A 22615-nucleotide genomic window follows, 5' to 3' on the forward strand; every position below is an offset into this window, starting at 1 on the left:
GTAATACTGATAATCAGCAGAACGACAGAAGGTAGACCTCAATGATCCTCGTCACCGGAGGCGTGGGATTCATCGGCTCCCACACCGTGCAGGCACTGCTCGACCTGGGCGAAAGCTGCGTGCTGCTCCAGCGCCGCCCGGCCGAGCACGCCGACGAGCGGGTGTCCGTCGAGCAGGCCGACATCACCGACCTGGACGCGCTGCTCGGCATCGGCGCCCGCCACGAGATCACCGGCATCGTGCACCTCGCGCACTCCGGTCCCTGGCCGCCCGACCCCGCCCGTCCCGTCGAGCAGGCGCGCGGCGCCCTGAACGGCCTGCTCAACGTCATGCGGGTCGCCCAGGACTGGGGCGTTCGCCGGGTCGGCGTCGCCAGCACGATCGGCGTCTACTCCGGCATCACCGCCCCGGATGCGCTCAGGGAGGACATGCCGCTCCCGATGTCCGCGTTCCACTCGATCCCGACCTTCAAGAAGATCGGCGAACTGCTCAACGACCACCTGGCGGGCGCCACCGGCATCGAGATCGTCAACTACCGCATCTCCGGCACCTGGGGCCCGCGCGACCCCCACGGCGCCCTGTTTTTCGCGGCCCCCGAGTTGGTCCACGCGGCCGTCCAGGACAGGGAGCCCGACCTCTCCACCCTGCACGCGCCGCCTCTCGCGGAAGACGCGCTCGACCTCTGCTACGTGAAGGACACGGGCCGAGCCATCGCCCTTCTTCAACTCGCGGACACCCTCAACCACCGCACCTACAACGTCGCCTCAGGCCGCGCCACGACCAACGCCGAGATCATCACGTCCATCAAGCAGGTGATCCCCGGCGCCCGCGTCGACCTGCCCGCCGGAGGCCCGCGGGAGCAGAGCTACCAGGACATCACCCGGCTCCACGAGGACACCGGCTACAAGCCCGAATACGACACCGACCGCGCCGTGACCGACTACATCACCTGGCTCCGAGCGGGCAACAAGCACTGAGGACGCCTGGGTGAGCTACCGGGTGGTCCGGTCCTGGCAGAGCGCCCTCTGGACGGCGGCCGTCATGTCGTCGCTCTGCGCGCGCGTGGCGCCCGGATCGAGGTTCACCATGACGGTCGCCTGGCCGCCGCCGACCGTGGCGCCGCCCGCGGTCTTGAACCCGAAGATGTCGCCGCCGTGTCCCCAGTACAGGCCGCCGCAGGGCAGCGACTTGCTCTCCAGACCGAGGCCGTAGGCCCGGTTGGCGGGGTCGACAGGGTCGCCGGGGTTGCGGGTCGAACGGGTCCTCATCATCTCCCGCAACTGGGCCGGACGGAGCAGTCTGCCGCCCACGAGGGCGCCGAGGAACCGGTTGAGATCGGCTCCGGAAGAGATCATCGAACCGGAGGCGCCCGCGATCGAAGGGTTGAACGCGGTGATGTCGAGGAGCGGCGCGTCGGGGCCCGGCCTCACGTATCCGCGCGGGTGCGGTCCGGAGATCGCCGTCCTGTCACCCGGGACGGAGGTGTGGCGCAGGCCGAGCGGTTCGATGATCCGTCGACGGATCTCCCGGCCGTAGGCGCGGCCGGTGACCCTTTGGATGATCATGCCGGCCAGCAGGTAGTTGGTGTTGGAGTAGCCCCAGCGTTCGCCGGGGTCGAAGGCGCGCGGGTGGGTGAGCGCGAACTCGACCAGGTCGCGGGTGTCGTGGTGGGCCAGCGGATTCCTCAGGATCTCCTGCCGGTCGAGGAAGCCCAGGTAGTCAGGGATGCCGCTGGTGTGCTGGAGCAGCTGGCGGACGGTGACGGCGCGCCCGTCGTTGCCGTTTCCGCGTACGACGCCGGGCAGGTAGCGCTCGACCGGCGCGTCCAGGACGACGCGGTGCTCTCCCACCAGCTGGAGAACGACCGTGGCCACGAACGGCTTGGTCATGCTGCCGATCCGGAACTCGCTGTCGGCGCGCATCGGCGCGCGGCTCGTGACGTCCGCGACACCGCTGGTCAGTACGGTGCCGCCGCGCCGGTCCCGGACGTGCAGGAGCGCTCCGGGCCCGCCGTCGACCGTGGTCAGCCGGGTCATGAGCTCCCGCAGCGGAGCCCGGTCGGCGTCCGCGGTGGCGGTGCCGGTCAGCCCACCCGCCGCGACACCGGCCGACAGGGCCAGGACGAGTGCGCCGCGCAGCGCACGCCTCTGCTTGATCATCTGTATCTCCTGGAGGTTCGATCGGCGGCTAGGCCGCGGCGTGGGCCCCGGCCCCAGGGCGTACCGGGGAGGAGGAGTTCCGGTCGCGGGTGCACAGGGCGAGGGCGATCCAGATCAGCGCCGCGCCCACCGGGAGCAGGTCCAGGTCGAGCGCGATGGCGACGAAGCTGAGCAGGACCAGGACGGGGCTCAGCGCGGCCACCGCCCTGCCTCCCGGGGCGCGGACCGCGAACTGGACGAGCAGCCCCACCAGCCCGAGCATGAAGAGCACCGGGCCGATCTCGTAGACCGCCTGGGGGAGCACGGCGGGGACGTCGGCGTACCGGTCGGCGAGCACGCTCTTCTCGGCGGCGTCCGCGGCCCGGAAGCCGACGACGAGATCGACGATCGTGACGCGGACGAACGTCACCAGCCCGAAGGCGGCGACCGCGGTCATGCCGCCCGCCGCGACCCGGTGCGCGGTGCAGCGGCCAGTGCCCCTGATCCGGCCGTACAGGCCCGCGATCACCCCGCCGTACAGCACCAGCGAACCGAAGAAGAGCAGATGCCCCACCGTCCAGGCGGGTCCCGGGCCGTGCTGCCCGTCACGGCCGTCGATCAGCCGGACGACGCCGTAGGCGAGCATGAGCGCGGGGGCGAGGTGAAAGGCGATCCTGGACATGGGCGGTTCTCCCGAAGTTCGAGCGTCCCTACGTTCTCGATCTTCGGGGGAACCGGTGCCCGGGCGGATCGCCGCCACGGCGGGTCTCGGGGCATCGGCCGCGCGAGGGAGTACGGGCCCGCGGCTCCCCCGCGCGACGGAGATCAGGAGGGTTCGATCAGCCGGGTCTCGTACGCGGCGATCACGGCCTGGACGCGGTCCCGGATGCCGAGCTTGGCGAGGACGTTGCTCACGTGGGTCTTCACGGTGTGCTCGCTGACGACCATGGCGGCGGCGATCTCCGCGTTCGACAGGCCGCGGCCGAGCAGCGACAGGGTCTCGCGCTCGCGTTCGGTGAGCACCGCCAGGCGGTCGGAGGCGGTCGCACCGGAGCGCGGCCGGTTGCGGGTGATGTCGGAGATGAGGCGGCGGGTGACGGCGGGGGCGAGCAGCGACTCCCCGGCCGCCACCACGCGGACCGCGTGCACGAGGTCGTCGCGGCGCACGTCCTTGAGCAGGAAGCCGCTGGCCCCGGCGTAGAGCGCGTCGTAGACGTAGTCGTCCTGGTCGAAGGTGGTCAGCATGATCACGCGCGTCGGGGTCTCGGCGCACACGACCTTCGCGGCCTCGATGCCGTCCAGGCCCGGCATGCGGATGTCGAGCAGCGCGACATCGGGGGCGTGCCGGCGCACCGCGGCGATCGCGGCGGTGCCGTCGCCCGCCTCCCCCGCCACCTCGATATCGGGTTGGGCGTCCAGGATCATCGCGAAGCCGCTGCGGACCAGCTCCTGGTCGTCGGCGAGCACGACCCTGATCACGCGGTCACCGCCGCGTGGGGGAGCCGCGCCAGGACGCGGAACCCGCCGTCCGGCAGGGGACCGGCCTCGACGGTGCCGCCGCAGGCGGCGACGCGCTCACGGATGCCGATGAGACCGCTGCCCCCTCGCCGCCATCCCGGGTCCGCCCCCGCGTCGCCCTGCCCGTCGTCGGTCACCGTGATCTCCAGCTCGTGGTCGGTCCAGCGGAGCCGGACCTCGGCCTCCCGCGCGTTGGCGTGCTTCACCGTATTGGTGAGCGCCTCCTGGACGATGCGGTAGGCCGCCAGGTCGGCCTCGGCGGGGAGCGGACGGCTCCCGCCCTCGACCGTGAGCCGGACGCGGACCTGGGTGCGGTCGACATGCTCGACCAGTCCGGGAAGCGCGCCGACGGTAGGCTGGGGCGCGCGTATGCCGTGGTCCTGCTCCTCCTTGAGGACGCCCAGCGTGCGGCGCAGTTGGGCCATCGCGTCCCGCCCCGCGTCGGCGATGGCGTCGAAGACCCGTTCCGCCCGGTCGGGATCGGACCGGACCACCACCGGACCGGCCTCGGCCTGCACCACCATGATGCTGACGGCGTGCGCGAGCACGTCATGCATGTCACGGGCGATGCGCGAGCGCTCCTCCGCCGCCGCCCGCGCCGCCTCGGCCTCCCGCTCGCGTTCGAGCTGCGCGGACCGCTCCACCAACGCGTTCGACCGTTCCCGGGCGGTCCGTGCCAGCGTGCCCAGCAGGAACGCCGTCACCGGCAGGAGCAGCGTGAACATGAACTCGGCCGCGTCGTTGCCCTTGACCAGCAGAGCGCCGGGCGGGATCGTCGCCACGACCACGCTGATGAAGCCCCAGCGCTGCCAGCGGTGCCGCCCCAGGTCGGCGAGCGTGTAGATGGCCACCAGCGCGCCGTACTGCAACATCAGGCCCGGCCGGTGATGCAGCGACACCCCCATGGCGAAGCACGCCACGACCAATACGACCGCGAACGGCGCCCGCCGCCGCCACACCAGAGGGACGACCGTCCCGAGGTTGAACACCACCCCGAGCGGCGTCACCTGCGGCGCCGTGGCGAACGGCACGAACACCGGCACCGCGACGCCCACAGCGATCAGCACGTCCACCCAAGAACGCGGACGCAAGAGGACACCGAACCTACGGACCCGACCCGACATCCCCCCAGTATCGCCACCACCCCAGGCAAGCCCGCCTCGCCCGCACGAGCGATTCAGCCCGGGACGAGGCGGTAACCCCAGCCCGCAGCGAGCGAGAGGGGAGCGACAACGGAAACCGGCGGCGCCAACCAACACACCCACGCGCGGAAGGCGCGGGTTGAGTAGTAACCCCAGGTTGCAGCGACCGGGACGTTGCGATCGCGTCCGAAGGCAGATTCGAGCGAAGCAAGAATCTGATCGCGCAGCGAGCCGCCAGGCGAGTTCGAAGCGATGCCAGCGATCGCCGTGGTTTTCGCCGAAGGAGGGAGCGCCAGCGACCGACGCCAAGAAAAACACAAAAAATAGAGCTCGGGCGGTGTCGACGGGGGCACGACAGCGCCCGAGCTTGAAGAGGACCATACAAGGTGAGGCGTTGGTCTCTCTAGCCGGGGTATGCCCTACTTGAGGCCGCTCCATACCTGGATCGGGTGAAAAGGTGGCTGTCCGGTTCGTCGCCGGCGTCCGGGAGGTTGGTCTGTTCGGGGACGCCGGCGTGGGCGCCGGTGGGGGTGGCCGAGCCGTTGGCGCTGCTGGTGCGGGGGGCGCGCAGGACGGCCCACACCGTGGTCGCGCCCTCTTCGTGGCGGACGCCCCAGCCTTCGGAGAGCGCCTCGACGATGCCGAGGCCGCGGCCTCCGAGGGAGGAGAGCGTGCCGGGTCCGCGGCGGGGTTCGGTCATGGCGCCGCCATCGCTGACCTCGAGTTCGAGCAGGTCACCGCGGCGCAGCCAGACGACCTTGACCTGACCGGACGGGAGCGGGCGCGCGTGCCGGAGCGCGTTGCTGATGAGTTCGCTGACGATCACGCTGGCGTCGTCCACGATGGACTCGTAGACGCCCGAGGCGGCCAGCTCCGAGCTGAGGCGCTTGCGCGCGACCGCGACGCTGGACGGTGCGTGTGGTAGCAGTACGACGCTCGACGCCCTCACCTCCCCGTGGATTCGCTTGCTCGGACGAGATCCGCCGCCGCCTGTTCAGTAGGACCGAAATGCCCTGTTGGTCCGGACCGGAAACCCGGGCGAGAAACTTCGCCACCCGCACAACGAGTCACCGGCCGTCCGGTCACGGTGATCACCCCTGTCTGCGGCGTCGGAACGGAATCTCGTCACCAACGGCGACCAACAATGGATCTATCCAGCCAACGGCGGATTACTCCTCGCGCGCGCGTTTCGTCCGTCACACCCTGTCGTCACCGAACTTTTCCGCAGGAGGCCAGCCTGCCACCTGTCAGGAACGCGGAATGCGCCGGTCACAGCGTTCTCACCGACTCGCACCGGACCTCCTATCGTCACGGTAAGTAACCATCATCCCGCCCTCCGAAGGACGAGACGCATGCATGTCCCCTTGGTCTGCGATGCCGGATCAGAGGTGGTCACGGCACCCGGCCGGGGTCCCGGTTCACCCGGCGTTGAGATGGTCGTCACACGATGTCCTACCTTGTGAGACATCGTGTGAAATGCATCACGGTTTGCCTCGGCGGCATGGGCGGAGATCGTTCCGCCCTGCGCCTCGGTCAGCCGTTTGACGATGTAGAGGCCGAGCCCGATGCCGCCGAACCGCCGCCGGTCCCCGGCCTCGCCCTGGACGAAGCGCTCGAAGATCCGCTCGTGGTCGCCCGGGGCGATGCCGACGCCCTCGTCCACCACCGTGACCACCAGCTCGGGGCCCTCGGCGCGCGCCGCGACGCGGACCGTTCCGCCGTCGGGGGAGTACTTGAACGCGTTCTCCAGCAGCTGCCCGAGGACGATGTCGGTCGCCATCGCGTCGCCCCGCGCGAACGGCAGGTCGGCCGCGACCTCCAGCTCGACCTGGTGCAGCGGCGACAGCGACCGGAAGCCCGCCACCACGCCCTCCAGGACGCGGCGCAGGTCGAACGTCTCGATCGTCACGGGCAGCTCGTCGGCGCCCGCCCGGGAGCCGAGCAGCAGGTGCTCGACGAGCCGGCCGAGCGACTGGGCGCGCTCGGCGATCGTGGCGACGGCGGCGCGGCGGTCGGCGTCGGCGAGCTTGTCCCACCGGTTGACCAGCGTGGACGCGAAGCCCTGCACGACCGTGATCGGGGTGCGCAGCTCGTGGCTGGTCGTGGCGAGGAACAGGTCCTTGGCCTCTTCGAGCGCCTTGGCCTCCGAGACGTCCCGGAAGTCCAGGACGAGCTCGCCGGTCTCCTCGATCTCCGCGGCCAGGACGTTCAGCCAGATTCCCGACTCCAGCCGGAACGTCAGCATCTCGCCCAGCGCGGGCATGTCGAACGGCAGCGGACGGCCGAGCGCGTCCTCCGGCGGGATGCCCGTCAGCGTGTGCGCGGCGGGGTTCCACTGCCGGACGACGAGGTCGTGGTCGAGCACGGCGATGCCGTCCGCGCTGGAGTCGATGACCGCGCGCTCGTGCGCCCGCTGCCGCACCACCTCCGCGTACGCGACGGCGTTGCCGACCGCGACGCCCGCGTGCCCGGCGAGCAGTTCCAGCAGCTCAAGCTCCATGTGGCCGACCTTGCGGCCGGAGAACAGCGCGTACAGCGCTCCATAGGGCTTGTTCTGCAAGTAGGACAGGCCGAGCGCGATCGTGTGAAGTCCGGGCAGCTCGGACCAGATCAGGTCGCCGAGCCGCCGCTCACCGGTCGCGAGCTTCACCGTCTTGCCCGAGCGCAGCAGCTCGCCGACCAGGCTGGAGCGCAGGTCGGCGGTCGTGCCGCGCATGTGCTCGGGCAGCCCGGTCATGCTGACCAGCCGCAGCCGGTCGCCCTCGATGCGCACGAAACCGCCCGCGTCGGCGCCGGTGAGCTCGATGAGCGCGGTGGTGATCCGGTCGAGCACGACCGCGAGGTCGAGTTCGGCGTTCAGGTCGGCGACGATGTCGTTCAGCCGCCGGACGAGCCGCGCCCGCTCCGCCATGTGGTGCTGGACGATCTCGTCGTCCTCCACCGGGTGGTACACGCCCACCCAGCCGAGCGGCGCGCCGGTCGGGTCCTTCAGCAGGCTCGTGTCGATGCGGACGTCGATGAGCCGGCCGTCCTGGTGGAAGCGCCGGGTCGCGATCGAGATCTGCCCGGTCTCGCCCTCCCCCGGACGCCGGGTGAGCAGCCGCTCCTGGACGGCGTTGTGCTCGGCCTTCAGCTCGTCCGGGACGATCGGCGGGACCCGCCCGACCATCTCCTGGGCGCTCCAGCCGAACATCCGCTCCGCCGCCGGATTCCACACCGTGACGCGGTGCCGCTGGTCGACGGCCACGATCGCGTCGGCGGCGCTCTCGATGACGGCGCGCGCGATCGGATCGTGGACGTGGTGATGCACGCCTGTCATCGTGCCACCGCCCCCGGGTCCGGCGCCTGTCAACCAGTGCCGAAAAGTTCCCACAGCCAGCCAGGATCGGACGGAGGAACGCCACTTCAGGGGCCTACCTGCACCGAAATCCGCCGACGGGGGACCTGGCGTGGCGTGCCCGTCAACGTCCGGTCCGCCCCACCCTACCGATCAGTAGTGTGGCGGTCGCGGCGACCAGGAACGACAGCATCGAGGCGCTCATCCACGTTTGCGGCGTGAAGTTCAGGGCGTCGCGGACGTCCGTCCAGAAGCCGGCCCAGTGACTCACCGTGCCCGGGTTGATCAACTGGTAGGCGACGACCCCGGCGACCCAGGCCGCGATCATGCCCCAGCGCGACGGCGCGGCCTGCGACAGGTCCCAGGACTTGCCACGGCCGAGGAAGAAGTCGGCGGCGAGCACGCCGAGCAGCGGCACGAACACCGAGCCGATCAGCGACAGGAAGCTCGAATAGTCGCCGATGTCCAGCACCAGCGCGAGGACGGTGATGCCCGCGCCGAGCGCGACCGACAGCACCCGCCGGTCCGCGCGCGGGACGAGGTTCTGGATCGACACCGCCGTCGAGTACACGTTCGCGAACGACTGGTCGGCCTCGCGCAGCACGAACACCGCGAAGAACAGCACGCCGAGCGACACGTTCAGGAACGGGTCGAACACCTTCGCGGAATCGCCCGCGACCAGCGCCAGCGCCAGCAGCCCGAGGATGTAGGCGATGATCTGCGTGGCGGAGTAGCCGACGGACGCGGCGCCGAACGCCCCGCGCGCGCTCCGGGCGTGCCGCGTGTAGTCGGCCGCGACCGGGACCCAGGAGATGGAGACGGCCAGCGCCGCGTCCGCGCCGATCCAGAACCCGCCCCACGAGCCTTCCGTCAGGTCGGGCAGCGGTTCGCGGACGAGCTGGACGTAGAAGTACACCAGCGCGATCATCACGGCCGCGGTCACGTACCGGCGCAGCATCCGCACCGATCCGAGCGGCCAGATCGTCAGGACGGTGGTGATCACTCCGGCGGCGATCACGTAGGACCAGCGGGGGACGCCGTCCCAGAGCGCGCGCGCCGCGTCGGCGATGACGATCAGCTCGAACGTCCCCCAGCCGACGAGCTGGGCGATGTTCAGGACGGTCGGAACATACGAGAGGCGCGCGCCGAAAAGCCCGCGCAGCAGCACCATCGCCGGCTGGCCGGTCCGCGCGCCCGGCGCGGCGGCGAGGCCGAGCATCAGCCCGCCGAGCACCGTCCCGACCGCCATCGCGACGATGCCCGCGACGATCGACAGCGTCGGCTTCCCGTCCGCGTCCGGCGCGAGCACGGTGTAGGCGCCGGAGAACGCGAAGAGGCTGACCCCGAGGTTGGCCCAGAAGGCGCTCTGGTCCCAGAACCCGAGCACCTTCGGCGCGGGTTCATCGAGCGTGTAGGGGACTTCGTTCCTGGAGAGCTCGCGAGGGGCCTCGCCGCGGGGACGGTCGTCCCCGGAACGCGCGTCAAGGGCGGACGTCATGCGGGCACGCTCCCTACGCCGGCATTACCCGGACAGGTTCATGCGGTCGGCGACACCTCGTCGTCGCCCTCTCAGCCCGGCCTGGCCCGAGCTCCCGCGGATATCGGTCAAACCGATCGTACAGCGCCCAAACGCATCGTGGGGGGTCAGGCGACGTACGGCGGCCCGTCACCGCCGTTCTCCATCGGACGCCCCGCCTCGGCCCAGCGCTTCATGCCGCCGTCCACGTTCCGCGCCAGCCAACCCGCCTGGTTGAGCGCGACCGTCACCTGCGCCGACCGCGCCCCGGACCGGCACACCACGAAGACCTCCTGGTCGCGGGGGACCTCCGAGGCCCGATCGCTGAGCTGGCCCATGGGGATGTGGACGGCGGCGGGCGCGTGGCCCGCGTCCCACTCGTCCTGTTCCCGCACGTCCAGCAGGTAGCCGTCCTGCGGAACGTCAGCGGCGTCGACCGCCGGCACGTCGTCCCCGAAAATCATCACACCCCCATGGAACCGCGCGAGGCCCCGTCGCGTCGAATCACCTATGCGGTATCGGACGCTCCTAGTGACGACGCCCGGCCTCGCCATGATCCTCTCACTGGCGGCCTGCGGCGACGAACAGTCCTCCGGCAAGCCCGCCGACCAGCCCTCGGGCGCGACGTCCGTCCAGCCCTCGACTGCTCCGGCGGACCACCTCACGATCCAGGTCAGGGCCTCGGCCGAGGCCCCCGCCAAGACCTGGACCCTCAACTGCGCGCCGCCCGGCGGCGACCATCCGAAGGCCGGCGCCGCGTGCGCCGAGCTGACCAAGGCCAAACAGCCGTTCAAGCCCGTGCCCAAGGGCCAGATGTGCACCCAGATCTACGGCGGTCCGGAGATCGCCACGGTCAGGGGCACCTGGCAGGGCCAGAAGATCGACACGAAGTTCACCCGCAAGGACGGCTGCCAGCTCCACCGCTGGACGACGGTCGGCGCCCTCTTCGGCGACGTCCCGAAGGTGCGCTGACCCTGAGGGGCCCGGCCTGGCGGGCTACTTGAGCAGGCGGGACATCCGCCTGTCCGCCAGCGGCTTGCCGCCGGTCTGGCAGGTGGGGCAGTACTGGAGGGACGAGTCGGCGAACGACACCTCGCGGATCGTGTCGCCGCACACCGGGCATTCCTGACCGGTGCGGCCGTGCACGCGCAGGCCGGTCTTCTTCTCGCCCTTGAGGTCCTGCGCCTCGAGGCCGCGCGAGCGCTCGACGGCGTCCCGCAGGGTCGTGACGATCGCCTCGTGCAGGGTCGCGACGTCGTCCTCGGTGAGCGCGGACGCCATCTTGAACGGCGACATCCGCGCGACGTGCAGGACCTCGTCGGAGTAGGCGTTGCCGATCCCGGCGATGATCTTCTGGTCGCGCAGCAGGCCCTTGATCTGGGTGCGCCTGCCCGCGAGGATCCCGGCGAGCGCCTCGGTGGTGAACGCGTCGTTGAGCGGATCGGGCCCGAGCGAGGCGACGCCCGGCACCTGCGACGGGTCGCGGACGGCGTACACGGCGAGCCCCTTCTTGGTGCCCGCCTCCGTGAGGTCGAAGCCGGAGCCGTCGTCGAGGTGCACGCGCAGGGCCAGCGGGTTCTTGCCCCCCGGCCGGACGGGACGCGCCGGGAACTCGTCCCGCCAACGCAGCCAGCCCGCACGGGCCAGGTGGATGACCAGGTGCACGCCGTCCACGTCGAGGTCGAGGAACTTGCCGTGCCGGGCGACGCCGGTGATGGTCAGGCCGCCCAGCGCGGTCACCGGCGGGTCGTAGGTCTTCAGCGCGGAGATGGCGAGAACATCGACGCGGGCGACGGCGTGGCCGACCGCCCGCTCCCGGAGGAAACCGGCCAGCGCCTCCACCTCAGGCAACTCAGGCATGACCCCAGTATCGGCGAAGAAACCGTCCACAGGGCTGTGGAAGCCTGTGGAAAACCCTGTGCACAACTCCGGATTCGCCCGCCCGCGAGCAGTTTCCGGCCGTCATACCTTGACGAATATCAACAAACCGGCGGAGGGGGTACCGGGACGTCCGGCGCACAGGGTGTGGATAACTTCCGGGTCACGACCCGCCGGTAGGTCCACACGGGCTGTGACCTGGATCTCGAAATAACCCCTAGGGGGTACGGGTTGTGCTGGGTGTCCGGTTATGGCAGCATGAGGCCCACGAGATACCCCCCTGGGGTAAAAGGAGAGGACGCGAGATGAGCACCGCCACCTACACCGTCGCCGGGATGACCTGCGGCCACTGCGTGAACTCGGTCACCGAGGAGGTCGAGCGGCTCACCGGCGTCACCGGCGTCGACGTGGACCTGGAGACCGGCAGGGTGACCGTCACCAGCGACGGTCCTCTGGACGACGCCCTGATCGAGGGCGCCGTCGAAGAGGCGGGTTACGAACTCAAGCGCTGAGCGCGAGCAAACGGGGGGACGGAGCGAAACAATGAACACACCGACCAAGCTGGGCATCTACGCACTGGGCCTGGCGGTCGTCTTCGGCGGCACCACCGGGATCGGCAAGCTCGCCGGCCCGGTGGGCGCCAAGGCGGACACGGGACACGGCGGGCACGGCGGCGGCGAGACCGGTACGCGGGTACCCGGCGGCCTCCAGATCTCCCAGAACGGCTACACCCTCGTCCCGCGGCGGACGACGTTCAACCCCGGCGAGCTGACCGACTTCCGGTTCACGATCAACGGGCCCGACGGCAGGCCGGTCACCGGGTTCAAGCCGCTGCACGGCAAGCGGCTGCACCTGATCATCGCGCGCCGCGACCTGTCCGGCTTCCAGCACCTGCACCCGACGGAGGTCGGCGGCGGGGTCTGGGCGATCGCCATCGTGCTCCCCAAGGCGGGGACGTACCGGTTCTTCACCGACGTCCAGCCGGAGGGCGCGAAGGAGCAGCTCACCCTGGGCGCCGACATCTTCGCCGGCGGCCAGGACGAGTACACGCCGCTGCCGAAGCCCGAACCGGTCTCCAAGGTCGTGGACGGCTACGAGGTCACGCTGGCCGGGAACCTGGTTCCGGGCAGGAGCAGCAAGCTGACGCTGTCCGTCCGGAAGAACGGTGAACCGGTCACCGACCTGGAGGAGTATCTGGAGGCGTACGGGCACCTGGTCGCGCTGCGCCAGGGCGACCTCGCCTACCTCCACGTCCACCCGGACGGCGAACCGGGCGACGGCAAGACCAGGCCGGGCCCCGACATCACGTTCTACGCCGAGGCCCCGAGCGCGGGCGCGTACCGCCTCTACCTGGACTTCCAGCATGAGGGCAAGGTCCGCACGGCCGAGTTCACCGTGCAGGCCGGCACGTCGGGGGCACCCGCGCGGCAGGCGCCCGAAGAGGGCCACAGCCACACGCACTGACGTCCGAACGATCGAGGAGAAGGAGGAGCGATGACGACCGGCGCCGTACCAGACGCGGAATCCGGGCGGATCGAGCTGGCGATCGGCGGGATGACGTGCGCGTCGTGCGCCGCCCGCGTCGAGAAGCGCCTCAACAAGATCGAAGGCGTGACCGCCTCGGTCAACTACGCCACCGAGAAGGCCCGGGTCGAGTTCCCCGCGGGGGTATCCGAGCAGGACCTGATCGCCACGGTCGAGAAGGCCGGCTACACCGCCGAGCTGCCCCCGCCGCCGAAGCCCGCCGAGGGCCCCACGGAGGAGGAGCCACCCGACGGGTTGCGCGCGCTCCGGGAACGGCTGATCACGGCGATCGTGCTGTCGGCGCCGGTGATCGCGCTGGCGATGATCCCGGCCCTCCAGTTCGACAACTGGCAGTGGTTCTCGCTGACGCTGGCCTCGCCCGTCGTCGTCTACGCGGGCTGGCCGTTCCACAAGGCCGCGTTCACCAACCTCCGGCACGGCGCCGCGACCATGGACACGCTCGTGTCCGTCGGCACGCTCGCCGCGTACGGCTGGTCGCTGTGGGCGCTGTTCTTCGGGATGGCGGGCGAGCCCGGCATGCGGCACGGCTTCGAGTTCTCCATGACCCGCTCGGACGGGTCGATGAACATCTACCTGGAGGCCGCGTCCGGCGTCATCGCGTTCATCCTGGCCGGCCGCTACTTCGAGGCCCGCTCCAAGCGCCGCGCGGGCGCCGCGCTGAGGGCCCTGCTGGAACTCGGCGCCAAGGAGGTGTCGGTCGTCCGCGAGGGGCGCGAGGAGCGGATCCCGATCGAGCGGCTCGCCGTGGGCGACGTGTTCGTCGTCCGTCCCGGCGAGAAGATCGCCACCGACGGGACGGTCGAGGAGGGCTCGTCCGCCGTGGACGCGTCGCTGCTGACCGGCGAGTCCGTCCCGGTGGAGGTCGGGCCGGGCGACACCGTCGCGGGCGCCACCGTGAACGCCGGCGGACGCCTCCTGGTGCGGGCGACCCGCGTCGGCTCCGACACCCAGCTCGCCCAGATGGCGCGGCTGGTGGAGGACGCGCAGACCGGAAAGGCCCAGGTCCAGCGGCTCGCCGACCGGATCTCGGGGATCTTCGTCCCGGTCGTCATCGCGCTCGCCGTCGCCACCCTCGGCTTCTGGCTCGGCACCGGCAACGGCCTCGCCGGCGCCTTCACCGCCGCCGTCGCCGTCCTGATCATCGCGTGCCCGTGCGCGCTCGGCCTCGCCACCCCGACCGCCCTCATGGTCGGGACCGGACGCGGCGCGCAGCTCGGCATCCTGATCAAGGGCCCCGAAGTGCTGGAGTCGACCCAGGAGATCGACACGGTCGTCCTCGACAAGACCGGCACCGTCACCACCGGCAAGATGGCGCTGGTCGAGGTGATCACCGCCGACGGCGTGACCGAGACCGACGTCCTGCGGCTGGCGGGCGCGCTGGAGGACGCGTCCGAGCACCCGATCGCGCAGGCCATCGCGAAGGGCGCCCGCGACCGCGCCGGAACGCTCGGCACCGTGGAGGACTTCGCGAACGTCGAGGGCCTGGGCGTCCAGGGCATCGTGGACGGCCACGCCGTCCTGGTAGGCCGCCCACAACTACTGACCGAGTGGTCGCAGGACCTACCCCCCTCCCTCGTGACGGCAATGGAATCGGCCCAATCCCTGGGCCGAACCGCCGTCGCGGTCGGCTGGGACGGCGAGGCCCGCGCGGTGATCACCGTCGCCGACCAGGTCAAGCCGACCTCGGCCGAGGCGATCGAGCGGCTGCGCTCGCTGGGGCTGCGCCCTGTCCTGCTGACCGGCGACAACGCCACGGTCGCCCGGACGGTCGCGGACACGGTAGGCATCGACGAGGTCATCGCCGACGTCCTCCCGCAGGACAAGGTCGACGTCGTCAAGCGCCTCCAGTCCGAAGGCCAGACGGTCGCGATGGTCGGCGACGGCGTCAACGACGCCGCCGCGCTCGCCCAGGCCGACCTGGGCCTGGCGATGGGCACCGGCACCGACGTGGCGATCGAGGCGTCCGACCTGACCCTGGTCCGAGGCGACCTACGAGCCGCCGCCGACGCGATCCGCCTGTCTCGCCGCACGCTCCGCACGATCAAGGGCAACCTGTTCTGGGCGTTCGCCTACAACGTCGCCGCCCTGCCCCTGGCAGCGTCCGGCCTGCTCAACCCCATGATCGCAGGCGGCGCGATGGCGTTCTCCTCGGTCTTCGTGGTCAGCAACAGCCTCCGCCTACGCAGCTTCAAGGCCCTGGCGGACACCGCTCCCCACACCCCAACACCACCCACCAACACCCTCCGCAAACAAACCCCGGCAACCCACTAACCAGAGGGCGGCGAGCGCGACCCCCACCGCGCTCGCCGCCCACCCCCACACCTCGACCGCCTACCTCCCGACCCACCCCACCCCGCGCGAACCAAAGCCGGAGTCGGGCCCCAGGGAGGCCATCGCCCCGCGCGAGAAACCAAAACGCGCCCCGCGCCCCGCCCCAACTCGGCGACCCCGGCCCCCCAAGCACATCCACCCCGAAACCCGCGAGCCCCGACCGGCCGCCCTCAACCCATCCCATCCCATCCCCGCGCGCGAAACCAAAACGCGCCTAGCCGCCCACCCCGCCCCCGCCCCCAACCTCGCGCCCCCCAGAAGCGCTTCGGCCCACACCCCCGACTGCCCCACCCCACCCATCCCACCCCGCGCGCCGTGCCAGCCCGCCCTCGCAGACCGGAAACCCGCCTGACCATATGTGCCGGGTCGCTGAACCCGGCGCGCGCTCGCGAGGCCCCCGGCCCGCCAGTGTGGAAAAGTACACATAGGCGTCGACGGAGCCGTTGCCCACGAACAGGATCCGCTCGCCGGGCAGGAATTCCGTCCTTCGCCAGGTCCACGACGGCCTGGAAGTCGCCGCTGGCCGCCTCGTAGTCGTGCAGGTCGCGGACCGACTAGAGCAAGGCGGGGCCGCTGCGGTCCTTGGTCCAGAGCCGAGCGCTAGTTCTCGATGTGGGGGCTCGTCCATGCCGGAGATCGGGGGGTGAGATTCTTTGCGGGCGGGTGATGGGGGACTGGCAGTGCGTGCCGGGTCTTGCTGGCAACGCGTGCCGAAGGGTCTTTGACCTTGGGCGGGGAAAGTCGTCTGTCGAACCTCGCAAAGCGCGCGGTCCCTTGTGGGGGGCGGGCGCTAACGTTTTCCGGGTGTTCCTGGCAACCTGGTAGGAACTCGCGCCGTCCCATAACGGGGTGAAGGCGAAGGGAGCAGGGGCACGATGAGGATCGCCGACGAGCTTCTCCTGCTGGCCATTCATCCGGCCGGCGGACGGCCCGTCATCGGCGCCGCGAAGCTCGACCTCGCGTTGTCCGGCGCGATCCTCGCGGAACTCGTCCTGTCCGGGCGCGCCTGCCTGGAGGGTGGACGGGTCCGGCCGTGCTCGCCCGGCGCCAGGACCGGCCGGGCGCCCGCGCGTGACCCCGAGCTGGACGAGGCGCTCGCGCGGATCGTCGAGTCGCCGGGCGTCGTGACCGACCGGTGGGTCGCCGGGTTGAGCGGTGCGGCGCTGCTGCTCAGGCTGCGCAACGGCCTGATCGGCCAGGGCATCCTCGCCGAGGAGGAGCAGCGAATCCTCGGCGTCCTGCGCTCCAGCAGCCACCCCGAACTGAACCCCGTGCCGAGGCGCGAGATCGTGGCCCGCCTCGACGCGGCCCTGGCGAGCGCGCCGGTCGACGGCCTCGCCCCCAACCCCCGGACGGCGACGCTGCTGGAGATCGCGCACGCCTGCGACCTCGCCCGCATCCTGTTCTCCGCCATCCCCGACCTGGACGGCCGCATCGCCGCCGTCACAGCCGGAGGCTGGGCGGGCCCCGCCGTCGCCAGGGCGATCGCCCGCAAGCAGGCGGCCGTGTCCGTACCGATCCCGGCCCAGGACGCCCCACCCGGCGCCCCACCCACCTGACCCAGAAAGCTTCACCCGCCGCCAAGCCCACCCGAGCCACGACGGCTCACCCACCTGAGCCAGCAGGGTTCGCCCGGCGCACCTGCGCCAGCACGGTTCGCCCCGGCAGCTCGCCCCTGAGCCGGGACGGCTCGCGCGGCGGCTCGCCGACCTGAGCCAGGACGGTTCGCCCGCCTGAGCCAGCAGGGTTCGCCCGGTGCCTCGCGCGCCTGTGCCGGGACGGCTCGCGGCAGCCCGCCGTCCCAAACCAGGTGGGTTTGCCCGGCGCCACGCGCATCCGAACCAGGACGGTTCGCGCGGCGGCTCGCCCTCCTATCCAAGACGGCCCGCCTGCTTGAGGCAGCAGAGTTTGCGCGGCGGCTCGCCCGCCTGAGCCAGGACGGTGCCCCCGCCCGAGCCAGCAGATTGCCCGGCGCCTCGCGTGCCTGAGCCGAGGTAACTCGTCCCGGCGCCACGCGCACCTGAATCAGGTGGGTTCCCGCAGCAGCTCGCACGTTTCAACCGGATGGGTTCGCGCGGCAGCTCGCGGACCCGAGCCAGGTGGGTTTGCCCGGTGCCTCGCGCGCCTGAGCCAGGGTGTTCGCGCGGCGGCTCGCGCGCCTGAGCCAGGATGGTTCTCCCGACACCTCGTCCACCTGAGGCAGGACGGCTCGCCCCGGCGGCTCACCCCTTGAACCGGCTGGGTCCGCGGCGCATCGCGACCTCGACCGGGTGAGTTTGCCCGGCAGCTCGCCCACCTGAGCCGGGTGGGTTCGCGCGGCAGCTCGCCGACCCGAGCCAGGTGGGTTGGCCTGACACCTCGCGTGCCTGAGCCGAGATAACTCGTCCCGGCGCCACGCGCACCTGAATCAGGTGGGTTCCCGCAGCAGCTCGCACGCTAGAACCGGATCGGTTCGCGCGGCGGCTCGCCCACCTGAACCAGGATGGTTCGCGCGGCAGCTCGCGGACCCGAGCCAGGTGGGTTCGCCCGGCGCCTCGCGCGCCTGTGCCGGGACGTTCGCCTTGGCGGCTCGCCCTTTGGACCAGGTGGGTTCGCGCGGCGGCTCGTGCACCCGAACCGGGTGGGTTCGCCCTGGTAGCTCGTCCACCTGAGCCGGGTGGGTTCGCGTGGCGCCTCGCTCGCCGGAGCCAGGACGGTTCGCTCGGCGGTTCACCCACCGGAACCAGGAGGGTACGCCCGCCTGAGCCAGAAGGGTTTGCCCGGTGCCTCGCGCGCCTGAGCCAGGGTGTTCGCGCGGCGGCTCGCGCGCCTGAGCCAGGATGGTTCTCCCGACACCTCGTCCACCTGAGGCAGGACGGCTCACCCCGGCTCACCCCTTGAACCGGCTGGGTTCGCCCGGGCAGCTCGTCCGCCTGAGCCGGGTGGGTTTGCCCGGCGCTGCGCGCACCTGAGCCAGGACGGTTCGTGCGGCGTCTCGCCCTTGCGCCGGGACGGCTCGCGCAGCGGCTCGCCGACCTGAGCCAGGACGGTTCGCTCGGCTGAGCCAGCAAAGTTTGCCCGGCGCCTAGCGCACCTGAACCAGGGTGGCTCGCACCGGCGTCTCGCCCCCTGTACCAGGTCGGTTCACGCGGCGCCTCGCGCACCTCGCCCGGGTGAGTTCGGCCGGCAGCTCGCCCACCTGAGCCGGGCGGGTTCGCGCGGCGGCTCGCCGACCCGCGCCAGGTGGGTTCGTCCGGCACCTCGCGCGCCTGTGCTGGGACGGTTCGCGCGGCGGCTCGTGCGCCTGGGCGCGGGCTCCTTTCGTGATCAGCGCTGGTGTGCGGGGCGCTCTAGGTCGTATTCGACCTCACCGTGCTCGGTGCCGGGAAGGGGGTCGTCGAACTGTGGATAAAAGGTCCGGACGTAGCGCAGGCCCGCCTTCTCCATCACGCGGCGCGAAGCGGTGTTGACCGCCATGGTCTGGGCCCACACCCGGCGCACGCCGAGGTCGGCGAACCCCTTCCGGATCAGTGCCCGGGCGCCCTCGGTCGCGTACCCCCGGCCCCAGACCGAGGACTTGAGCCGGTAGCCCAGTTCCACTTCGGTCGGGTCGCCGTCGTCCGGTGGCTGGAGGGCGAGCCAACCCACGAACTCGCCCGTTGATCGCTCGTGCGCGGCCCAGCGTCCGGCCGGTCCCCGGGCGTAGTCGCACAGGATCCTTGGCAGGACGTCGTTCTCGATCTCGTCGCGCGGGGTCGGCTCGCCGGTGAGGAAGCGCATCACCTCAGGATCGCCGTCCAGAATGACCAGGTCGTCCACGTCCGCCTCGGTGAACCGCCGCAGCAGCAGGCGGTCCGTCTCCAGGAACACCTTCATCAGTAAGCCCTCCGACGAGCGGCGTCATCGGCCGTCATTGTGTGGGCAGTTGGCCTGGTCGCGCCAAAGGATTTAGGGCGCGGTGGGGTGTGGTGGTTGGGGTTCTGGGGCGAGGGCGTGTTGCTATCGCTTGGGCGGACCGTCCATCACGTTGAACGAGATCCATGTGTCCGGTGGTAGGTCGGGACGGTTCGGCACTGGGCGGTGCTCCTCGGTCCAGGTGTTGGGAGCGATCGTGGCCGCGACGTGGCGCCAGAACCTCGCGGCCGTCGCGTTGTCGTCCTGGAAAGCGATCTCCCACGCTCCCGGATGCCGGGACACCACCTCGCGGACCCCGCGCAGCCCGAGCCCGCTCCGGCGCGCTCCCCGCACCACGAAGAACGAGTTCAGCACCCGTCCCGGGCCGGTGAGCCCCCGGACGACGGCGAACCCGACCGGCCGATCGCCGCTCGTCAGCAGGTAGGCGGCCCAGTCGGCGTCGTCCAGCGCCGCCTGGAGCCGCTCGCTTCGGAACGTTCCGTCCGGGAAGGGCAGCACGTCGCGAAACTGCGACATGTCGTGCTGGAACATCAGCCACAGGCGCTCCAGGACGGGGCGGTCATCCGCATCGGCGAGCCGGACAGCCAGGTCGGACATGGGATTCCTTCGGTGGAGGGCACCGCTAACCCGCGCGGCGGGAGGGGTGGAGCGGCTAAGGGCCCGGAATGCGAAAAAGCCTCCCTGCCGGCTATGCGGCTAGGAGGCTTACTGACCTACAAGATCATAACATCCGCAACGGCATCGTGGCCGTACTCCAGGATGCGGCGTCTCGCGGGTGCCTACAGGGCGCCTGGGAGGCGTCCTGTAGGCGATGGCTACCTGACGGGTGCGGAACTGGCCCGATGGTGCCCGTTCCGCGTGAGCGGGTGCGGGGCTAGCTTATGGTCAGCATTCCGCGTAGGCCTGTGACCAGCGGGCCCAGGCCCGGGTCGGACGCGGCGTCGTTGAGGGCGTCCGCCAGTGCCTGGTGGTAGGTCGGGGCGGCCCGTTCCTGGACGGCGCGGCCCTCCTCGGTGATCACGGTGTAGACGCCGCGCCGGTCCTTCGGGCACATGTCGCGCCTGGTCAGACCGGCCGACTCCAGCCGGGCGACGAGGCGGCTGACCGAGCTCTGGTTGAGGCCGATCAGGTCGGCGAGCTCCTGCATGCGCAGTTCGCCGTCGCCCGAGTGCGCCAGCCGGCACAGCGCGCGGAACTCCGACAGTCCGATGCCATGGCCGCGTTGCAGCGCCTTGGCCAGCCGGTTCTCGACCCTGCCGTACAGGGTGACCACGTCGCCCCAGACAAGGTCGTCGATCTCGACGTCCCCTGCGCTCATCACGCCACCTCGGCTCTCCGTTGACAGCACTGTACATGCGGTGCGAATATCTGCATGCACATACATTACATGCAGGTGCATGCAAAGGAGACGAAGGATGACCAGTCCGCTGCTTCTCCCGTACGAAGGCCCGCGCCTCTCGCTGCGCAACCGCATCGCCATGGCCCCCATGACCCGGGGACGGGCGGACGACGTCACCGGCGTCCCGAACCCGCTGACCGCCCGGTACTACGCACAGCGCGCGGGCGCCGGGCTGATCGTCAGCGAGGGGATCTGGGCGGACGTCCTCGGCAAGTCGGGGCCCGGCGTCCCCGGGCTGGTCACCGAGGCGCAGGTCGCGGGCTGGCGACAGGTCACCGACGCCGTGCACGTAGCAGGTGGGACGATCTTCGCCCAGCTCTGGCACGTCGGACGGATGACGCACCCGTTCATCCTCCCGGACGGCGCCACGCCGCTCGCCCCGTCCGCCGTCCGGATCGAGTCGGAGCGGATCTACACCAACGCGGGCAATGTCGACCATGTCACGCCGCGCGCGATGACGACGGCGGAGGTCGAGGGGGCGATCGGCGCGTTCGCCAGAGAGGCGCGCAACGCGATCAGGGCCGGGTTCGACGGGGTGGAGATCCACGGCGCGAACGGCTACCTGATCCAGCAGTTCCTCGCGGAGAACACCAACCTGCGCACCGACCGGTTCGGCGGCTCGCGCGAGAACCGGCTCCGCTTCGCGCTGGACGTGGTGGAGGCCGTCGCCGCCGAGGTCGGCCCCGGGCGCGTGGGCCTGCGGATCTCGCCCGACAACCCGGAGAACGAGATCGCCGAGCGGGACCCGCGCGGCACCTACCGGGCGCTTGTCGACGCGCTCGACCCGCTCGGCCTCGCGTACCTGCACATCATCGAGCGTGGCGCGTACCAGGCGCTCGCCGATCTGCGTCCGCGCTGGTCGGGCACCCTGATCGGCAACTACAACGGCCCGGAGGCCACCCCGCTCGGCGCGGGCGAGGAGGTGCTCGCGGCGGGTCTCGCGGACGTCTTCTCGTTCGGGCGGCTGTTCATCTCCAACCCCGACCTGCCCGCGCGGCTCGCGACCGGCGCACCGCTGGCCGCGCACGACCCGGCGACCGTCTACGGCGGCGGCGCCGAGGGGTACGTCGACTACCCCGACGAGGCGGTGCCCGCGATCAGGTAGGGACGTCCCAGAAGGCCATCTCGTGGCGCATGCCCTCCAGGAACAGGGGCTCGGCGCGGACGGGGTCGGCGCCGGACTCGTCGATCATCTGCGCGACGCGCCTGGTCAGCTCGGCGAACCCGGGGTCGGCGTAGGTGTCGACCCAGCGCCGGTAGCGCGGCTCCGACGGCGGGTTCTCGGCGAGCCGCGCCCCGAGCGTCGAGTAGCCCCACATGCAGGGGTAGAGCGCGGCGAGGCCCTCGGCGTAGGAAGCGGCGCTGTCCAGGAGGAACGCGGTGTACGCGGCGCAGGCGGAGCCCTTCTTCGCGCCGTCCAGGTCGGCGCCGAACCCGGCGGAGAGCGAGCGGTGCAGGTCCAGTTCGTCATGGAACGTCGCGTACGCGAGGTCGACGAGGTCGCCGAGGTGCGCGGCGGGGGCCTGCCAGGCGAGCCGGGAGAAGACGCGGACGTAGTCGTGCAGGAAGAGGTAGTCCTGTTCCAGCCACGACCGGAACACCGCTTCGGGGAGGTCCCCGCGCGCGATCCCGGCGACGGTCGGGTGCCCGAGTTGCTCCTCGACGAGCGGACGGCCGAGTTCTTCCAGGTGGGACGCGAGACTCATGCCGAAAAGTCTCCCAGACGACGAGAGCCCCGCCGGGTTAGCCCGGCGGGGCTCGTCGTACGTAGGCCGGTGTGTGGGTCGCCTCTCGGCGAAAGGCACAACACGGCTCCAGCCGAACGGTATTCCGTGAAGGCGATAGGTGAGGCCCGGGGACACCAGGCACACCGGCTTGTCTCATGTAACCGACGGCTCCCCGGGATTGTTCCCACGG

At 71.1% G+C, this 22615-nt stretch carries 20 protein-coding genes and 1 riboswitch; of the genes, 7 read left to right on the top strand and 13 right to left on the bottom strand.

The genetic code is table 11. From position 1 onward, the window contains the following. Positions 1-41: 41 nt before the first annotated feature. Positions 42-977: an NAD-dependent epimerase/dehydratase family protein gene (locus K2F47_RS36675; protein WP_242910818.1), complete on the top strand. Its 936-nt coding sequence runs from the start codon at positions 42-44 to the stop codon at positions 975-977. Between the two features lie 15 nt (positions 978-992). Here K2F47_RS36675 and K2F47_RS36680 read toward each other — a convergent pair whose 3' ends face one another. The 8 genes from K2F47_RS36680 to K2F47_RS36715 form a co-directional block, all read right to left on the bottom strand. Further along, positions 993-2159, bottom strand: coding sequence for a serine hydrolase domain-containing protein (locus K2F47_RS36680; protein ID WP_242910819.1), 1167 nt, complete (start codon positions 2157-2159; stop codon positions 993-995). Between the two features lie 28 nt (positions 2160-2187). Beyond that, complete coding sequence (locus K2F47_RS36685) at positions 2188-2820, bottom strand: hypothetical protein (RefSeq protein ID WP_242910821.1); 633 nt, start codon at positions 2818-2820, stop codon at positions 2188-2190. A gap of 143 nt (positions 2821-2963) precedes the next feature. Beyond that, positions 2964-3617, bottom strand: coding sequence for a response regulator (locus K2F47_RS36690; protein ID WP_242910823.1), 654 nt, complete (start codon positions 3615-3617; stop codon positions 2964-2966). Continuing rightward, entirely contained in the window at positions 3614-4747 is a 1134-nt protein-coding gene (locus K2F47_RS36695) for a sensor histidine kinase (protein ID WP_242910825.1), read from the bottom strand. Before K2F47_RS36695 ends, K2F47_RS36690 begins: the two co-directional genes overlap by 4 nt. 454 nt (positions 4748-5201) lie before the next feature. Then, the gene (locus K2F47_RS36700) at positions 5202-5747 is read right to left on the bottom strand and encodes an ATP-binding protein (protein ID WP_242910827.1); all 546 of its coding nucleotides are present in this window, start codon (positions 5745-5747) and stop codon (positions 5202-5204) included. Between the two features lie 375 nt (positions 5748-6122). Next, entirely contained in the window at positions 6123-8117 is a 1995-nt protein-coding gene (locus K2F47_RS36705) for a sensor histidine kinase (protein WP_242910828.1), read from the bottom strand. A 142-nt stretch (positions 8118-8259) separates the two neighbouring features. Next, the gene (locus K2F47_RS36710; protein ID WP_242910829.1) at positions 8260-9633 is read right to left on the bottom strand and encodes a purine-cytosine permease family protein; all 1374 of its coding nucleotides are present in this window, start codon (positions 9631-9633) and stop codon (positions 8260-8262) included. Beyond that, positions 9627-9741: riboswitch (TPP riboswitch) on the bottom strand. It overlaps the preceding gene by 7 nt. 38 nt (positions 9742-9779) lie before the next feature. Beyond that, positions 9780-10112: a rhodanese-like domain-containing protein gene (locus tag K2F47_RS36715; RefSeq protein WP_242911081.1), complete on the bottom strand. Its 333-nt coding sequence runs from the start codon at positions 10110-10112 to the stop codon at positions 9780-9782. Between the two features lie 49 nt (positions 10113-10161). Between K2F47_RS36715 and K2F47_RS36720 the strand changes: the two genes are divergently transcribed. Then, entirely contained in the window at positions 10162-10623 is a 462-nt protein-coding gene (locus tag K2F47_RS36720) for an SSI family serine proteinase inhibitor (RefSeq protein ID WP_242910830.1), read from the top strand. Positions 10624-10647: 24 nt separating this feature from the next. Here the strand turns inward: K2F47_RS36720 and K2F47_RS36725 are convergent, their stop codons facing one another. Further along, positions 10648-11511 (bottom strand): Fpg/Nei family DNA glycosylase, encoded by an 864-nt coding sequence (locus K2F47_RS36725; protein ID WP_242910831.1) that lies wholly within the window; start codon positions 11509-11511, stop codon positions 10648-10650. 323 nt (positions 11512-11834) lie between these two features. Between K2F47_RS36725 and K2F47_RS36730 the strand changes: the two genes are divergently transcribed. The 4 genes from K2F47_RS36730 to K2F47_RS36745 all read left to right on the top strand — a co-directional run bounded on the left by K2F47_RS36730 (position 11835) and on the right by K2F47_RS36745 (position 16964). After that, complete coding sequence (locus K2F47_RS36730; RefSeq protein ID WP_242910832.1) at positions 11835-12041, top strand: heavy-metal-associated domain-containing protein; 207 nt, start codon at positions 11835-11837, stop codon at positions 12039-12041. Between the two features lie 31 nt (positions 12042-12072). Then, positions 12073-12993 (top strand): DUF8832 domain-containing protein, encoded by a 921-nt coding sequence (locus K2F47_RS36735; protein WP_242910833.1) that lies wholly within the window; start codon positions 12073-12075, stop codon positions 12991-12993. A 30-nt stretch (positions 12994-13023) separates the two neighbouring features. Continuing rightward, complete coding sequence (locus tag K2F47_RS36740; protein WP_242910835.1) at positions 13024-15345, top strand: heavy metal translocating P-type ATPase; 2322 nt, start codon at positions 13024-13026, stop codon at positions 15343-15345. Positions 15346-16280: 935 nt separating this feature from the next. Further along, entirely contained in the window at positions 16281-16964 is a 684-nt protein-coding gene (locus K2F47_RS36745; protein WP_242910837.1) for a GOLPH3/VPS74 family protein, read from the top strand. 1747 nt (positions 16965-18711) lie between these two features. Here K2F47_RS36745 and K2F47_RS36750 read toward each other — a convergent pair. The 3 genes from K2F47_RS36750 to K2F47_RS36760 form a co-directional block, all read right to left on the bottom strand. Then, complete coding sequence (locus K2F47_RS36750; protein ID WP_242910839.1) at positions 18712-19260, bottom strand: GNAT family N-acetyltransferase; 549 nt, start codon at positions 19258-19260, stop codon at positions 18712-18714. A gap of 123 nt (positions 19261-19383) precedes the next feature. Next, positions 19384-19896 carry a GNAT family N-acetyltransferase gene (locus K2F47_RS36755; RefSeq protein ID WP_242910840.1) on the bottom strand — a complete coding sequence of 171 codons (513 nt, stop codon included), beginning with the start codon at positions 19894-19896 and terminating at the stop codon, positions 19384-19386. A gap of 277 nt (positions 19897-20173) precedes the next feature. Continuing rightward, positions 20174-20617, bottom strand: coding sequence for a MarR family winged helix-turn-helix transcriptional regulator (locus K2F47_RS36760; RefSeq protein WP_242910842.1), 444 nt, complete (start codon positions 20615-20617; stop codon positions 20174-20176). Positions 20618-20714: 97 nt separating this feature from the next. On the opposite strand from K2F47_RS36760, the gene K2F47_RS36765 reads away from it, so the two are divergent. Continuing rightward, positions 20715-21803: an alkene reductase gene (locus K2F47_RS36765; RefSeq protein WP_242910844.1), complete on the top strand. Its 1089-nt coding sequence runs from the start codon at positions 20715-20717 to the stop codon at positions 21801-21803. On the opposite strand, the gene K2F47_RS36770 is transcribed toward K2F47_RS36765, so the two are convergent. Further along, entirely contained in the window at positions 21796-22404 is a 609-nt protein-coding gene (locus K2F47_RS36770; RefSeq protein WP_242910845.1) for a TenA family protein, read from the bottom strand. The genes K2F47_RS36765 and K2F47_RS36770 overlap by 8 nt on opposite strands. Between the last annotated feature and the right edge of the window lie 211 nt (positions 22405-22615).

It is taken from the genome of Actinomadura terrae (assembly GCF_022751215.1).
In the GTDB taxonomy this organism is placed as follows: Bacteria; Actinomycetota; Actinomycetes; order Streptosporangiales; family Streptosporangiaceae; genus Spirillospora; species Spirillospora terrae.